The organism is Streptomyces sp. GESEQ-35 (genome assembly GCF_017948485.1).
Taxonomy (GTDB): domain Bacteria; phylum Actinomycetota; class Actinomycetes; order Streptomycetales; family Streptomycetaceae; genus Streptomyces.
Map to the genome: position 1 here is coordinate 190,876 of NZ_JAFFSX010000007.1, position 13,977 is coordinate 204,852.

The 13,977-nt window shown below is 69.7% G+C and carries 16 protein-coding genes; 1 reads left to right on the forward strand and 15 read right to left on the reverse strand.

From position 1 onward, the window contains the following. Positions 1 to 65: 65 nt before the first annotated feature. The 15 genes from KCH87_RS16385 to KCH87_RS16455 form a co-directional block, all read right to left on the reverse strand. On the reverse strand, positions 66 to 821 hold the full coding sequence (locus KCH87_RS16385; RefSeq protein ID WP_210586822.1) for a hypothetical protein: 756 nt from the start codon (positions 819 to 821) through the stop codon (positions 66 to 68). A 28-nt stretch (positions 822 to 849) separates the two neighbouring features. Then, on the reverse strand, positions 850 to 1,365 hold the full coding sequence (locus KCH87_RS16390; RefSeq protein ID WP_374199003.1) for a hypothetical protein: 516 nt from the start codon (positions 1,363 to 1,365) through the stop codon (positions 850 to 852). Then, the gene (locus KCH87_RS16395; protein WP_210586824.1) at positions 1,338 to 2,576 is read right to left on the reverse strand and encodes an MCE family protein; all 1,239 of its coding nucleotides are present in this window, start codon (positions 2,574 to 2,576) and stop codon (positions 1,338 to 1,340) included. Before KCH87_RS16395 ends, KCH87_RS16390 begins: the two co-directional genes overlap by 28 nt. Beyond that, complete coding sequence (locus KCH87_RS16400; protein ID WP_210586825.1) at positions 2,573 to 3,895, reverse strand: MCE family protein; 1,323 nt, start codon at positions 3,893 to 3,895, stop codon at positions 2,573 to 2,575. Before KCH87_RS16400 ends, KCH87_RS16395 begins: the two co-directional genes overlap by 4 nt. Beyond that, on the reverse strand, positions 3,892 to 4,977 hold the full coding sequence (locus KCH87_RS16405) for an MCE family protein (RefSeq protein ID WP_210586826.1): 1,086 nt from the start codon (positions 4,975 to 4,977) through the stop codon (positions 3,892 to 3,894). The genes KCH87_RS16400 and KCH87_RS16405 overlap by 4 nt, the downstream gene beginning before the upstream one ends. A 26-nt stretch (positions 4,978 to 5,003) precedes the next feature. Further along, complete coding sequence (locus tag KCH87_RS16410) at positions 5,004 to 6,176, reverse strand: MCE family protein (RefSeq protein ID WP_210586827.1); 1,173 nt, start codon at positions 6,174 to 6,176, stop codon at positions 5,004 to 5,006. Next, on the reverse strand, positions 6,173 to 7,222 hold the full coding sequence (locus KCH87_RS16415) for an MCE family protein (protein WP_210586828.1): 1,050 nt from the start codon (positions 7,220 to 7,222) through the stop codon (positions 6,173 to 6,175). The genes KCH87_RS16410 and KCH87_RS16415 overlap by 4 nt, the downstream gene beginning before the upstream one ends. Before the next feature lie 11 nt (positions 7,223 to 7,233). Next, on the reverse strand, positions 7,234 to 8,472 hold the full coding sequence (locus tag KCH87_RS16420) for an MCE family protein (RefSeq protein ID WP_210586829.1): 1,239 nt from the start codon (positions 8,470 to 8,472) through the stop codon (positions 7,234 to 7,236). Between the two features lie 23 nt (positions 8,473 to 8,495). Then, entirely contained in the window at positions 8,496 to 9,311 is an 816-nt protein-coding gene (locus tag KCH87_RS16425) for an ABC transporter permease (RefSeq protein ID WP_031476521.1), read from the reverse strand. 13 nt (positions 9,312 to 9,324) lie between these two features. Further along, positions 9,325 to 10,095 carry an ABC transporter permease gene (locus tag KCH87_RS16430; RefSeq protein WP_210586830.1) on the reverse strand — a complete coding sequence of 257 codons (771 nt, stop codon included), beginning with the start codon at positions 10,093 to 10,095 and terminating at the stop codon, positions 9,325 to 9,327. Beyond that, positions 10,092 to 11,039, reverse strand: coding sequence for an ABC transporter ATP-binding protein (locus KCH87_RS16435; protein WP_210586831.1), 948 nt, complete (start codon positions 11,037 to 11,039; stop codon positions 10,092 to 10,094). The genes KCH87_RS16430 and KCH87_RS16435 overlap by 4 nt, the downstream gene beginning before the upstream one ends. Before the next feature lie 150 nt (positions 11,040 to 11,189). Then, positions 11,190 to 12,200, reverse strand: a complete 1,011-nt coding sequence (locus tag KCH87_RS16440; RefSeq protein ID WP_210586832.1) for an RNA polymerase sigma factor — start codon at positions 12,198 to 12,200, stop codon at positions 11,190 to 11,192. A 54-nt stretch (positions 12,201 to 12,254) separates the two neighbouring features. Continuing rightward, the gene (locus tag KCH87_RS16445; protein WP_210586833.1) at positions 12,255 to 12,440 is read right to left on the reverse strand and encodes a hypothetical protein; all 186 of its coding nucleotides are present in this window, start codon (positions 12,438 to 12,440) and stop codon (positions 12,255 to 12,257) included. Positions 12,441 to 12,511: 71 nt separating this feature from the next. After that, a complete protein-coding gene (locus KCH87_RS16450; RefSeq protein WP_210586834.1) occupies positions 12,512 to 12,862 on the reverse strand; it encodes a MazG-like family protein in 351 nt (116 codons plus the stop codon). Between the two features lie 22 nt (positions 12,863 to 12,884). Continuing rightward, positions 12,885 to 13,439, reverse strand: a complete 555-nt coding sequence (locus tag KCH87_RS16455) for a DoxX family protein (protein ID WP_210586835.1) — start codon at positions 13,437 to 13,439, stop codon at positions 12,885 to 12,887. A gap of 130 nt (positions 13,440 to 13,569) precedes the next feature. On the opposite strand from KCH87_RS16455, the gene KCH87_RS16460 reads away from it, so the two are divergent. Further along, positions 13,570 to 13,896 carry a nuclear transport factor 2 family protein gene (locus tag KCH87_RS16460; RefSeq protein WP_210586836.1) on the forward strand — a complete coding sequence of 109 codons (327 nt, stop codon included), beginning with the start codon at positions 13,570 to 13,572 and terminating at the stop codon, positions 13,894 to 13,896. The last annotated feature ends 81 nt before the right edge of the window (positions 13,897 to 13,977 follow it).

The following is a 13,977-nucleotide window of genomic DNA, read 5'->3' on the forward strand; positions in this document are numbered from 1 at the left end:
CCCTGGGGGCCGCGCGGACCTCGGGGGTCAGACCCCGGCGTTCAACCCCACTCGTCTGCCGGTCTTCAGAGGGCATCCACCCCGCTCACCTTCCAGCCCTCGCCCGCCCGGGCCATCGTCATCCGCACCCGGTTCAGATCCACCCGCGACCCCGACACCTGCGTGCTCTCGGTGACCTGGTTGACGAAGAGCAGGACCACGACCTCGTCCGGGGAGGCCGATACGACCGAAGTCGCCGGGGATCTGCCGGAGGCAGGGGAGGCGATCGTCGCCTTCACCACGCCGCGGTACTTCTTGGCAGTCGGTCCGACCACGGTCCTCGTGGTCTTGCCGTACTCGTCGCGGAAGCTGCCGGTCAGGTGGGTGCGGGCCTTCGTGAAGTCGCGGTCCAGGTGGCGGTAGTCGTACGACAGCACGACCGGCGCTGCCTTTTGCGCTGCTGTGACCGCCTCGCTCCGTGCGCTGTCCGTGCGTCGGCCGTCCCAGTACTGGCGGCCCAGTACGGCGGCCGCGACCAGGGCGGCGAGGAGCAGGGCGCCCAAGGCCAGGGTGAGCAGTCTCCGGGTTCGGGGTGCGCCCCGGTCCTTCTGCTCCGGCGGGGCGTCCTCGTTGAACTGCTCCGGCGACGGCTCGGGCGGGTCCTCCCAGCCGTTCTTCGGGGCATCGATCAGAACCGTGCGGCCCGCAAGTGGTTGCGAGGTCTCCTCGTCTGCGGCCGCCGCGGAGCGGACGCCGCGCTCCGCGCGCTTGGTTGCCGCGCGGGCGGCCGCCGTCATGGTGCGCCGGGTGCCGGGGGTGCGGCCGGTGGTCGTCTTCGCCATGGTCGTACTCCTCATTCATGTCACCTGGTCAGCCGACGAACTCGACGTCGGACGTCAGCCAGCGGCCGTCCCGGTGCACCAGGTCGAGCTGCAGGCGGTAGGTGCGTGCCTCCCCCTTGGGCACTGCGGTGTTGGTCACCTTGCTGTCGGCCACCACCAGGACGCGGGCCGAGTTCTCGTCGGAGCGGACGATGCCCGCTTCGAGGACCTGGCCCTCGGAGACCGACTTGTTCTGGGCGACCAACTGCGTCAGCTCGTCCGTCTGTGCCGCGAACTGTTTCTTGAAGTCACCGGTGGCGCCCGCCAGTACATTCGCGCTGTCCCGGTCGTAGTGCCGGTAGTCCAGGGATGTGAAGTTCAGGGCCGACTGGCGGGCCGCGGCCAGGATGTCCTGGCGGTGCTGGTTCGCCTCGCGGTGCTTGTAGAGGCCTAGGGCCAGCCAGATCGTCAGGGTGGTCGTGACGACCGTCGCCACAATCAGTCCCAAGGACAGGGCCCTTCCGGACAGTGCCTTGCTCATGCCATCGGTCCGACCAGCAGCCATTGCCATGACTCCCCTCCGAATAGTGCCTGTTGGCCGCCCGTCGAGCCGATCTCGACGGGCCTTCCGTCCGGGCCGGTGGCGGTTCCGGTCTCCGGGTCGTACGGGGAGACGTACGGCGCGTTCTGCGCGCCCCGCACCGACGTCTCGCTGCCGCGCGGGGTAGTGCAGCGTGCGTCGCTGTTCGCCTCGCGCGTGCTGGTGTCCTCGGGGTCGCGTCGCGCCGTGCCGTAGCCCTGGGTGCAGGCCGGTGGGTCGTCGGCGTTGATCACCAGGCCGAAGTGGGTCGTGCCGTCGCCCGGTACGACCGTGTAGCTGCCCGCCACCATCACCGGGAAGGTGACCAGGGCCTGCTCTACGCCGGGCAGCCTCGCCAGCGTCACCTGGCCGCCGCTGATCAGGTTCGCCAGCAGGACCGACAGCCTCGGCGACACCGACTTCAACAGCGAGTTCACCTCCTGCGCCGCCGGTCTCGCGTTGCCGATCAGCTTGCGCAGGTCCCCGTCGCTCGCCTTCAACTGGGCCGAGAGGGCTGCGAGATCGCTTGCGAACGACTTGATCGACGAGCCCTGATCCGCCTGTGTCTTCAGGACCTTCCTTGAGTCCTCGATCAGCGCGATCGTCTCCGGCAGCGTCTCCGACGCCGACTCGATCAGCTCATTGCCCGAATCCACCAGGCGATTCAGGTTCGGGCCGGTTCCGGCGAATGCCTTGCCCAACTCGTCGACCGTTACTCGTAGATCGTCCTTGCCGACCGAGTTCACCAGGCGGTCCAGGCTGAGGACCAGGTCCGTCGTCGGCAGCGGCACGCGGGTGCTCGTGCGTGGGATCCTGCTGCCGTCCAGCAAGTACGGGCCGTGGGGCGAGCGGGGTTGCAGGTCTACGTACTGCTCGCCCACCGCCGAGCGGTTCGCCACCACGGCGAGGGTGTTCGCCGGGATGCGCGGTGCCCCGTCCTCGATGTCCAGGGCGACCGAGACGCCGTCGGACCCCGTCAGGTGCAGCGCGCCCACCCTCCCCACCGGCACCCCGCGATACGTCACCTCGGCGCCGGGGAAGATGCCCCCGGAGTCGGCGAAGTCCGCCCGGACCGTGTAGCCGCGGTCCAGGACCTCGTCCACCAATCCCGTGTACTCGGCGCCGACGTACGACACCCCTACGGCGGTGATGGTGGCGAAGGCGAGCAACTGGGCCTTGACCGTACGTGTGATCACGGCTGGACCCCCTTCAGCATCAACTCGGCGAGGCCGAGGTCGATGCCCTCGGGCCAGTCGCCCCGGGCGCCGTATCTGCCGTATCTGCCGTAGCTGCTGGTGCACACCGGCGGGCACAACGCGTCACCGCCACCGCCACCGCCACCGCCCGACGGCGCCGACGGCGACGGCACGCTCGGCAAGGCGGTGGGTGTGGGGACGCCCGGTACTTCCGGCACTTCCGGGAGTTCCGGTACGTCCGGCAGGCCGGGGGCCCCGGGGACCTCGGGGAGATCGGGCCCCTGCGTGTCCCCCTCGCCGCCCCCACCGCCCGGCTCGTCCGTCAAGTTGCCGTAGATCCCCGCCAGGTCGAGGTCAGCCGTGATGTGGAGGTTGACGTAGTCGCCCTTGATGGCGTCCACCACGTTGCGCGGGAACGGGTAAGTGGTCAGCAATTCCAGGGAGTTGGGCAGATCCGCGCCCGCCTCGTTGAGCTGTTGCAGGATCGGGCGCAGCTGCTTCAGGTTGGCGACCGTGTCGTCGTGCGAGGCGTTGACCACCTTGGTGCCCGTCTCGCCGAGCTTCGACAACGCGGTGAGCATGCGCGTCAGGTCCCGGCGCTGGTCGGCCAGGACCTTCAGGGCCGGCGGCATCGCGTCGACGGCCTCGGCGATGGTTTCCTTCTCCTTGCCGAGTCGCTTGGCTAGGCGGTCCACGGCGTTCAGCGCCCGGATGATGTCGCCCTTCTGCTCGTCCAAGCCACCCAGGAACGTGTCCAGTTCCTTCAGCAGCGACTTGACCCGGTTCTCCCGTCCCTCCAGCGCCCTGTTCAGCTCCACGGTGATCGTCTTGAGCTGGGCCACTCCGCCGCCGTTGAGCAGCGCGGACAGGGCGGACAGCACCTCCTCGATCTCCGGGTTGCGGCCGCTGCGGGAGAGGGGGATCACATCGCCGTCGCCGAGGCGTCCGACCGGTGCGGTGCCCGGCGGCTTGGACAGCGCCACGTACTTCTCGCCGAGCATGCTCGTCTGGCGTAGTTCCGCGATCGAGTTGCTGGGCAGCCTCACCGAGTCGGCCACCCGCAGCCGTACGCGCGCGTGCCAGCCATCCAACTCCACCTTCTCGACCGCGCCTACCGTCACGTTGTTGACCTTCACCGCCGACTGCGGCACCAGGTCGAGGACGTCACGGAACTCGACGGTGACGTGGTACGCGTGGCCGTCCGAGGCAGCTCCGCCGGGCAGTTGGACGTCGTACCAGCCGTTGAACTCGCAGCCGGACAGAAGCAGTGAGCCGACGGCCGTCCACGCCGCCACCCCGCCCTTGCGCTGCACGCTCATGCGCTCGCCCCCAGGATTCCGCCGAGCGTCCGGTCGACCGTGCCCGTCACCGCGGGGCCCTGCGGCACCTCCGGCAGGGAGTCGAACAGGTCCCTCAGCTCCTTGCAGTCCGTTTCGTCCCCGGTCGTCCTGAGTACGGAGCACAGCAGCGAGGCCGGATCCTGTGCCTGGTCCGCGTTGTTGCGGGTGTCGAGGGTGCCGGCCGACGGGTTGTAGGCGTTGTTCAGGTTCGACATGCCGGTCGGGGCCACCTCCAACAGCTCCTCCAGCGCCGTCCGTTGGGTGACGAGCACCCTGGTCACCTTGCTCAGCCCCTCCACGTTCGAGGTCAGCGACTTCTTGTTCTTCTTCACGAAGCCGGACACGTCGCCGAGTGCCGTCCCGAGGTTCTTCAGCGCCGCCGCCAAGTCCTCGCGTTCGCCCGCGAGTTGGTCGGCGACCTTCGCGAGGCTGCTGTTGAACGACCGCACGCTCTTGTCGTCGGCCGCCAGCGCCGCCGTGAAGACCTGGAGGTTCCGGATCGTGCCGAACAGGTCCGTGCGGCCGTCGGACAGGGTGGTGACCGCCGCCGAGAGGTCCTCCACCGTCCGGTGCAGGTTCTCGCCCTGGCCGTCGAAATTGTCCGCGCTCACCCCGAGCAGCCGCGACAGGGAGCCGTTCTTGTTGGCACCCTCGGGGCCGAGCGCCTCGGCCGTGGTGTGCAGGCTGTCGAAGACACGGTCCAGTTCGACGGGTACGGCCGTGCGCGACTCGGGGATCTCGTCGCCGTCCCGCAGGACCGGACCGCCGCCGTACACCGGCAGCAGCTGCACATAACGGTCGCTGACCACCGAGGAGTTGATGATCGCGGCCTGGGCCTCGGCTGGGACCTTGCGGTCCGCGTCGTACTCCAGCTCCACCCGCACCCGGCCGCCCTCCGGCGTGATCTTCCTGACCTCACCGATCCGCACGCCCAGGACGCGGACGTCCGAGCCGGGGTAGATGCCGACGGTGCGCGGGAAGTACGCCGTGACGCGGACCGGTTCGGGGCGCGGCCACAGGACGTAGGTGAGCGCGGCGACGAGGGCCAGGGTGGTCAGCATGGCCAGGCGCTTCCTCCAACGGCTGCTCACTGTGCGCCTCCCGTCCGCGGCACCACCGGAGCCGCGACCAGGTTCTGGACGTAGGAGTCGAACCAGCGGCCGTTGCCGAGAGTGTTGGTGAAGAGCCGTACATAGGGCGCCAGGAGCTTGATGCTCCGGTCCAGGTTGGACTGATTCCGTTCGAGCATCTCCACCACGCCGTTCAGGCCCTCGAGCGCGGGCCCGATCTCCTTGTCGTTGTCCTGGACCAGGCCGGAGAGCTGGATGCCGAGCGCGGCGGAGCTCTTCAGCAGGTTGTGGATCGCCTCGCGACGCCTGCTGATCTCCTTGAACAGCTTGTCGCCGTCCTTGACCAGGGCGGTGAAGTCCCCTGAGCGGTCGGCGAGTACACCTGTGACGCCGTTCGCGTGGTCGAGCAGCTCGCGCAGCGCCTTGTCGCGGGAGGCGACCGTCCGGGATATCTGCGACAGGCCCTTGATGGATGCTCGTACCTCCTCCGGGGAGTCCTCGAAGGTGGTGGAGATGGTGTCCAGGGCCTTCGCCACACGGTCGGTGTCGACCTTCTCCGACGTCGTGGTGAGGTCGCTGAAGGCCTGTACGACGTCGTACGCGGGGACGGTGTGCTTGAGCGGTATCTCGCTGCCGGGCGTCAACTGACCCCGGCCCTTGGGGTGCAGCGCGAGGTACTTCGCGCCGAGGATCGTCTTGACCCGGATCGACGCGCCGGTCCCGGTGCCGAAGCCCGGCTCACCCTTGATCTTGAAGGTGACCTTGACGTGGTCGCCGTCCAGGTCGACCTCCTCGACCTTGCCGACCTTGACCCCCGCGATCCGCACCTCGTCACCGGGCTTGAGTCCGCCCGCCTCCGCGAAGGCCGCGCTGTACGTCTCGCCGTCGCCGATCACCGGCAGGCTGTCGGCGTTGAATGCGGCCACGGCCAGCAGCGCGAGGGTGGTGAGGCCGACGGCGCCAATGGCGACGGGGGTTCGCTCTCGGAAGGGGCCGAGGCGCGGGCGGCGGAGCCGTATCTTCTTCGGCAGCTTGGGTGGCTCGACGCGCACCTTGAACAGCGGCTGCGGGCGGTGCCGGCGGGGCTTCCGGTGCGGCAGGAGCCGTACCTTCGGCAGCCGTATCCTCGGCAGCTTGGGCGGCTCCACACGCACCCTGAACAGCGGCTCCGGGCGTTTCTTCCGGCTCATGCTCCACACCTCGCCCTCGCCACATGCAGATCAGGCGTCAGCACCTGCTGTGACGTCGACTCCGTCTTCGGCAGCACGATCCGGCCGTCGAAGTCGCAGAGGTAGAAGTTGAACCACGAGCCGTAGGACGCCGTCCCCGTCAGCTCGTTGAGCTTGTTCGGCAGCCGCTTCAGCACGCCCTCCACGGTCTCCTCGTTGTCGTTGAGCGTTCCGGTGAGCTCGGTCAGCTCTGCGATGCCGTCCCTCAGCGGCGGGCGCGCGTCCTTCAGCAGGCCCGAAGTCGCCTCCGTCAGGTCGCCGATGCTCACCAACGACTCCCCGATGGGCTTGCGGTCGGCGGACAGGCCCGAAATCACCCGGCGCAGCTGCTTGAGCAGCCCGGAGAAGCGGGCGCCGCGCTTGTCGAGGGTCTCCAGCACGGTGTTGAGGTTGTCGATCACCGAGCCGATCAGCTGGTCGCGGCCGGCCAGCGTCGACGTGAGCGACGCCGTGTGCACGAGCAGGCTGTTGACGGTGCCACCCTCGCCCTGAACGGTCTTGATGATCTCGGTGGCGAGCTGGTTGACGTCCTTCGGGCTGAGCGCGGCGAACAGCGGCTTGAAGCCGTTCAGTAGGGCGTTGAGGTCCAACGCCGGCTGTGTGCGGGACAGCGGGATCGTCGCGCCGGGCCGCAGCCGGGTGCCGTCGCCCGCGCCCTCGGCCAGCGCGACGTACCGCTGCCCGACCAGATTGCGGTACCGGATGACCGCGCCCGTGCTGGTGACCAGCGGCCGGTCCCGGCCGACCGTGAAGGTGACCTCGGCCAGCGTCCGGTCCTTGATCCGGATCCCCTCGACCTCGCCGACCCGCACCCCGGCCACCCGGATGTCGTCGCCCTTCTCCAGGCCGGTGACGTCGCTGAAGACCGCGCGGTACTTGTGCTCGGGGGCGAAGGAGATGTTGACGATGGTGGCGGCGAGCAGGGCCGTCGCCAGGATCGTCACCAGCGCGAAGAGGCTGAACTTGATGAGCGGGGCCGCGGTCTGCCGGGCTCCCGCGCTCCTCATACGACCGGTCCTCATGCCACACTCACCGCCGTCCCGCGCGCCAGCGGCCCGAACAGCAGCGTCGCGACCGGCGGCACCTCGTCGGCGGGCACACCCAGGACAGGGGCCACGAGCGAGCCGAGGGCCCGCTGCTCGGCCCGGGTGGCAGACACGCCGGCCGGACCCGACGATGAACTCGCCTTACTGGAACCGTCGTTGAGATGTGCCCCGGGCGCCGGCACCGGAGGATGCGGCAGGTCACGGCAGTTGGGGCCCGACCGCTCGCCGTAACGCGGCTCCTCACCGGGCTCGTACGCCCCCTGCGGCCGTACGACCTCCAGCGTGATGTGCATCCTGCCGCCCCGGAACGCCTCCTCGGAGGCCTTCTCCTGCCGGACCAGACCGGCCAGCAGACACGGGTACTCGGGGGAGTAGCGGGCGAACAGCTCCAGCGTCGGACGCGAGACCCGGCCGAGGGTGATGAGCCGGTCGTCGTTCGCGTCGAGGAACTCCTCGGCCGTGTCCGCGACGGTCGCCGTCGAAGTCAGCGCGGCCGCGAGTCGGTCCTTCTCCTCGACGATCGTGCGGCTGGTGGTCACGGTGTTGCGCAGGATCTCCATCAGGTCGGGCGCCGCGTCGCCGTACATCTCGGCGACCTCGGCGAAGCGGGCGATGTCCTCGGTGAGGGACGGCAGATGGGGGTTGAGGCGGCGCAGGTAGGCCTCCAGGCGCGTGAGGTTGTCGCCGATCCGCTCGCCGCGGCCTTCGAGGGCGGTGGCGAACGCGGAGAGGGCGGCGTTGAGCTTGCCGGGCTGGACCGTCCGGAGCAGTGGCAGCAGGTCGTTCATCAACTGCTGGAGTTCGATGCCGACTCGGGTGCGGTCCTGGGTGATGACGTCACCGGCGCGGATGGGGCGGGCAGAGGAGCGAGAGGGGGCCACCAGGTCGACGTACTTCTCGCCGAACAGCGTCTTGGGCAGCAGCCGCGCGTGCACATCGGACGGGATGTGGCCGACGTGCTCCGGCTTGAGCGCGATGTCCAGCGTCGCCTTCGTCCCGTCGGCCCGCACCTCGCGCACCTCGCCGACCAGCAGCCCGCGCACCTTGACGTCGGCCCGCGGATCGAGCTGGTTGCCCAGGCTGTCGGCCTCCAGCGTGATCCGCACGACCGGCGTGAACGCCTGCTGATAGACCGCTACCGACAGCCCCAGCAGCAGTGCGAGCACGGCGATGAAGACGACGCCGTACAACCGCAGCCTCAGCACCCTCATACGACGCACCCTCATACGACGGCTCACCCCGCGATCCGTACGGTCGTGTTGGCGCCCCAGATTGCCAACGACAGGAAGAAATCGAGGACGTTGATCGCAACGATCGAGGTCCGCACCGCACGGCCCACCGCCACGCCGACGCCCGCCGGACCGCCGCTCGCGTAGTAGCCGTAGAAGCAGTGCACCAGGATGATCAGGACGGCGAAGACGAGCACCTTGCCGAAGGACCACAGCACGTCGACCGGTGGCAGGTACTGCTGGAAGTAGTGGTCGTAGGTGCCGGCCGACTGTCCGTAGTAGACGGTGGTGATGGTGCGGGCGGCGAGGTACGAGGACAGCAGGCCGATCACGTACAGCGGGATGACCGCGACGAACCCGGCGATCATCCTCGTCGTCACCAGGAACGGCAGCGAGGGCACGCCCATGACTTCGAGCGCGTCGGTCTCCTCGCTGATCCGCATCGCGCCCAGCTGTGCCGTGAAACCGGCGCCGACGGTCGCGGACAGCGCGAGCCCGGCCACCAGCGGGGCGATCTCCCGGGTGTTGAAGTAGGCGGACAGGAACGCCACGAAGTTCGAGGTGCCTAGCTGGTTGAGGGCCGCGTAGCCCTGGAGGCCGACCTCGGTGCCGGTGAAGAAGGACAGGAAGGCGATCACACCGACCGTGCCGCCCACCACCGCGAGCGCGCCCCGGCCGAAGCTCACCTCGGCGAGCAGCCGCAGGATCTCCTTCTTGTAGCGGCGCAGGGTGCGGCCGGTCCAGGCCAACGAGCGGCCGTAGAAGGCCAGTTGGACGCCGAGCTCTTCGAGTGAGCGCAGAGGGCGTTGCAGCAGTCTCATCGGCTAACCCCTCTCAACCTCTCTGCGGGACGACCTGGAAGTACACCGCGGTCATCACGAAGTTGGTCACGAACAGCAACATGAAGGTGATCACCACCGACTGGTTCACCGCGTCGCCCACGCCCTTCGGGCCGCCCTTCGCGGTGAGTCCCTTGTACGAGGCGACGATCGCGGCGATAGCCCCGAACACCAGCGCCTTGACCTCGGCCGCCCACAGGTCGGAGAGCTGGGCGAGGGTGGTGAAGGAGGCGAGGTAGGCGCCCGGAGTGCCGTTCTGCAGGACGACGTTGAAGAAGTAGCCGCCCGCCACGCCGACCACCGACACCAGGCCGTTGAGCAGCACCGCCACCACCATCGACGCCAGCACGCGCGGGACGACCAGCCGGTGGATGGGGTCGATGCCCAACACCTGCATCGCGTCGATCTCGTCGCGGATCTTCCGCGCCCCGAGGTCCGCGCAGATCGCCGTGCCGCCGGCGCCCGCGATGAGCAGCGCGGTGACGATCGGCGAGGCCTCGCGCAGCACGGCGAGCACTGAGGCGGCTCCGGAGAATGACTGGGCGCCCAACTGCCTTGTCAGGCTGCCGATCTGCAGGGCGATGACCGCGCCGAAGGGGATGGAGACCAGGGCGGTCGGAAGGATCGTCACGCTCGCGACGAACCACGCCTGCTGGATGAACTCCCTTGCCTGGAACGGCCGTCGGGGGATCGTCCGGACGACGTCCAGCGCCATCGCGAACAGGCTTCCCGAGTGCCGCAGCGCTCCGATCGGTGACAGACTCATGCGCCGGCCACCACCGTCTGGCGCAGCGCGGCCTCGCGCCGGGCGATCGCCTCCCAGCGGGGTGGCCGTGGGATACCCGGCCCCGGCAGCAGGCGGGGAGTCAGCGCCTGACTGCCGGGAGACTGTGTGCCTTTGCCGTCGTCGCCGAGGGCGGCCAGCTCCTGCTCGACCTGGGCGGCGTCCTTCTCCTCCGCCATCCCGATCGGCCCCTGCATGCGGCCGTTCAGGAACTGCCGTACGACGGGCTCGTTGCTGGTGAGCAGCTCCTCGCGCGGCCCGAACATCACCAGCTCGCGGCGGAACAGCAGCCCGATGTTGTCCGGGACCTGGCGGGCCGAGGCGATGTCGTGCGTGACGATCAGGAAAGTCGCGTCGATCTGGGCGTTGAGGTCGACGATGAGCTGGTTGAGGTAGGCGACGCGGACGGGGTCGAGGCCGGAGTCGGGCTCGTCGAACAGGATGATCTCGGGGTCGAGAACCAGAGCCCGGGCCAGTCCTGCCCGCTTCCGCATTCCGCCCGAGATCTCGCCGGGCAGCTTCCCCTCGGCGCCGATCAGCCCGACCATGTCCATCTTCTCCAGCACGATGCGCCGGATCTCGCTCTCGGACTTACGGGTGTGCTCGCGCAGGGGGAAGGCGATGTTGTCGTACAGGTTCATCGAGCCGAACAGCGCGCCGTCCTGGAACAGCACGCCGAAGAGTTGACGCACCTCGTACAGGTCGCGCTCGCGGAGCCTCGTGATGTCCCGGCCCTGGATCGTGATCGAGCCATGCTCCGGCTTCAGCAGTCCGACGAGCGTCTTGAGGAACACCGACTTGCCCGTCCCGGAGGGGCCGAGCATGACCGAGACCTCCCCGGCGGGCAGCGTCAGCGAGACGTCCTGCCAGATGACCTGGTGACCGAAGGACTTGGTCAGCCCTTCCACACAGATCTCGACACCCATCCGGTTCACCCTTCGCCCACGTGAGCAGCTCCGACATCTGCTCTACGGGGAGGGAGCGGGCGTCCGTCGCTGGGGTGGCGGAATTTTTTCGGGCGGTTTCCGGGAGCGCGTCCAGGGGTGCCCAGGGCCTGCGTCCAGGGGTGCCCAGGGCTACGGAAGCGGGCTCACCGTGGGCGTGGGAACGGCAGAGGGCTCGACGGGCAGGTCGGGGACCCCGGGGACCTCGGGGAGCTCAGGGACGTCCGGGATCTCGGGCACTTGCGGGATCTCCGGCGCGGACAGCACTGGCAGCGGCGCCACCGGGACCTCGGGGACTTCCGGCAGCGGGGGCACCGACAGTGGGAGGAACGAATCGCCCGACGGGGACTCGGCCGCTCTCCGTTCGGCCGCCATGGCCGTGGGCTCATCGTCCCGAGGAGTACGACCCCCGCCGCTGCCGTCCGGCCGCAGCGCCTCCGTGCCCGGCGAGGTGACGGCGGGCCGAGGCGCCGTACCGCCCCCGTCCCCGCTCCCGTCGAGCGTGTACGGCAGCACGAACCCCGCCACCGCCAGGGTCGCCGCCGTCGAGGCCACCGCCACGGCCTGTGCCTTGCCGACCGGCCGGGGCCGTCCCCAGCCGATCAGGAACAGGGCGAACCCGAGTGTCGCCGCCAGCGAGTTCCGCAGCGTCCGTCGGGCCCGGGCCAGCAGCGACTCGACGGTCCGGTAGCTGAGTCCCATCCGTACGGCGACCTGGCCGACGTCCAGGTCCTCGGACTTCAGCCGGAGCGCCTCCGCCTGCCGGGCGGGCAGTTCGCCACTGCGCCCGGCCAGCCACTTCGCCTCGGCCCGGTCGCACACCGCCTCCTCGACGGGCACCGGACCAGGGGCGATCAGCGTGGGACTGGTACGGACCTCGGCCTCGCGGTTGACCTGCCGGTGGCGGTCCACGCACAGCCGCATCGTCACCGTCGTCAGCCAGGCCGCGAGCCGCTCGTCGTCCAGGTCGGGGCGCTCCGCGGCGCGCAGCATCGCCTCATGCACCGCGTCCTCGGCGTCCTCCGCGCTCATCGATCTGCGCCGGGCCACCTTGAGCAGTTGCTCGCGGTGGCCCCACATGCGTTCCCAACGGTCGTCGGCCGCCTGCATCTCCGCAGGTATGTCCGGCATGTCCGTCGCCATGAGGGCCCCTTCGCGCTCATCCGCCGGTCTCGTGCCGTCCGGCGGGTGGCGACATTACCGCCCGGTATCCGGGGTTGTGGAGGGGGTGGAGGCCTTCGAGTCCACACCGTTGCTGGTCAGCGGAGCGCCGCTGGCCAGCAGGTCGTCGCCGGGCAGCTCCAGGTCCGCACCGGGCGTGGGGAGTTGGGGCTCCGCCGTGTCCTCGGCCCGGCGGGCCCAGGCAAATGAGGGGCTGCACATGCCCACTCCTGCATGGAATGCGCGGATTGGCGCCAAGTGCCCCTGCGCCTCGTCCGATCGGCCGAGCGTCGCTAACCGCGAGCCGTGCCCAGCGAGCGCTCCGTGACCTTTGCCAGGTGGGCCGAGAAAATCTCGCGCGTGTCCGGGGTGAGAGTGCGCAGCGCGACCAGTGCCGTGATGACCACATCGCACAGTTCCGACTGGACGTCGTCCCAGGTGTGGGTCGTCCCCTTGCGCGGGTTCTGGCCGGTCGCGCCGATCACCGCCTGGGCGACCTCGCCGACCTCCTCCGACAGCTTGAGCATGCGCAGCAGCAGGCCCTCCCGGTCGCCGTGGGCCCGGTTCTCGTCCAGCCAGGTCCACAGGGCGTCGATGGAGGTCCAGAGGTCGGCGGGCGGGTGGGTGTCCTGGTCAGCACTCATGCGCGCAGCCTGCCATGCCCGGTCACTCCTCGAACAACGCCTCCTGCTCCCCCTGCTCGGCCTCCTCCGCCTTCGCCAGCCGCTTGTTGCGGGTGCCCACGATCACCGCCGTGGCCGCCGCCGTCACGCCGAGCGCCGCCGGCACCATCCAGCCTCGGTCGAAGACGTGCCCGAGCGCGTGGTCGAGGGAGAGACGGCCGGGGCCCGTCACCGCGAGGCCGGTGGCGGCCAGGCCCAGGGTGGCGGCGTACTCGTAGCCGCCCTCCGCGTTGAAGAAGCCGTTCGGCATGTGCACCGCGGCCGCGCCCGCCATCGCGCCGGTTGCCGCCGCGCCCGCCGCCGGGGTGGCCAGGCCCAGCGCCAGCAGTGCGCCGCCGCCCCACTCCGCCAGGCCGGCCGCCGTGGCGCTCGCCTTGCCGGGCGCGTACCCGACGGACTCCATGAACTGGCCGGTCCCCTCGATCCCATGTCCGCCGAACCAGCCGAACAGCTTCTGCGCGCCATGCGCGGCCAGCACTCCGCCGGTACCCAGCCGGAGCAGCAGCAGACCCAGATCTCGTCGGTCGTAACACGTCACGGTGACTCCCGGAACAGACGGCAGGAACAGCCCCCGCTGGATTCCACCGTTGCACCCCCAACACCCCCCGTGCCTCCCCGGACCGCCGTTCGGGTGGCGCACTCCCGTGAGCGGTGTTTGTCTGGCAGTCATGACGATTCAGCCCAAGAACCTCAGCGACCCGGTCGTCCGGGAGTTCGTCACCGCCGTCAACGCGCACGACCGCGACGCCTTCCTGGCGCTCCTCACCCCGGACGCGACGATGGCGGACGACGGCTCCGACCGTGACCTCGACGACTGGATCAGCCGGGAGATCTTCGACTCCCACGGGCACATGGAGGTCGACCGCGAGACCGCCGGCGGCCGTGCCCTCGTCGCCCGCTACAGCAACGACACCTGGGGCGAGATGCGCACCCAGTGGCGCTTCGACGTCGACGACACCGGCAAGATCCGGCGCTTCGAAACCGGCCAGGCGTAAACCGGCCAGGCGTAGACGGGCGTAAGAACTACTCAGAAACCCCTTGCCCTGAAGTGCACTCCAACCCATAGCGTCCCCGGT

What these genes read in the sequence shown, in the direction of transcription:
- KCH87_RS16385 (WP_210586822.1), bottom strand. Translation starts at nt 821, where the DNA reads ATGGCGAAGACGACCACCGGCCGCACCCCCGGCACCCGGCGCACCATG.
- KCH87_RS16390 (WP_374199003.1), bottom strand. Translation starts at nt 1,365, where the DNA reads ATGGCTGCTGGTCGGACCGATGGCATGAGCAAGGCACTGTCCGGAAGG.
- KCH87_RS16400 (WP_210586825.1), bottom strand. Translation starts at nt 3,895, where the DNA reads ATGAGCGTGCAGCGCAAGGGCGGGGTGGCGGCGTGGACGGCCGTCGGC.
- KCH87_RS16405 (WP_210586826.1), bottom strand. Translation starts at nt 4,977, where the DNA reads ATGCTGACCACCCTGGCCCTCGTCGCCGCGCTCACCTACGTCCTGTGG.
- KCH87_RS16410 (WP_210586827.1), bottom strand. Translation starts at nt 6,176, where the DNA reads ATGAGCCGGAAGAAACGCCCGGAGCCGCTGTTCAGGGTGCGTGTGGAG.
- KCH87_RS16415 (WP_210586828.1), bottom strand. Translation starts at nt 7,222, where the DNA reads ATGAGGAGCGCGGGAGCCCGGCAGACCGCGGCCCCGCTCATCAAGTTC.
- KCH87_RS16420 (WP_210586829.1), bottom strand. Translation starts at nt 8,472, where the DNA reads ATGAGGGTGCTGAGGCTGCGGTTGTACGGCGTCGTCTTCATCGCCGTG.
- KCH87_RS16425 (WP_031476521.1), bottom strand. Translation starts at nt 9,311, where the DNA reads ATGAGACTGCTGCAACGCCCTCTGCGCTCACTCGAAGAGCTCGGCGTC.
- KCH87_RS16430 (WP_210586830.1), bottom strand. Translation starts at nt 10,095, where the DNA reads ATGAGTCTGTCACCGATCGGAGCGCTGCGGCACTCGGGAAGCCTGTTC.
- KCH87_RS16435 (WP_210586831.1), bottom strand. Translation starts at nt 11,039, where the DNA reads ATGGGTGTCGAGATCTGTGTGGAAGGGCTGACCAAGTCCTTCGGTCAC.
- KCH87_RS16440 (WP_210586832.1), bottom strand. Translation starts at nt 12,200, where the DNA reads ATGGCGACGGACATGCCGGACATACCTGCGGAGATGCAGGCGGCCGAC.
- KCH87_RS16445 (WP_210586833.1), bottom strand. Translation starts at nt 12,440, where the DNA reads ATGTGCAGCCCCTCATTTGCCTGGGCCCGCCGGGCCGAGGACACGGCG.
- KCH87_RS16450 (WP_210586834.1), bottom strand. Translation starts at nt 12,862, where the DNA reads ATGAGTGCTGACCAGGACACCCACCCGCCCGCCGACCTCTGGACCTCC.
- KCH87_RS16460 (WP_210586836.1), top strand. Translation starts at nt 13,570, where the DNA reads ATGACGATTCAGCCCAAGAACCTCAGCGACCCGGTCGTCCGGGAGTTC.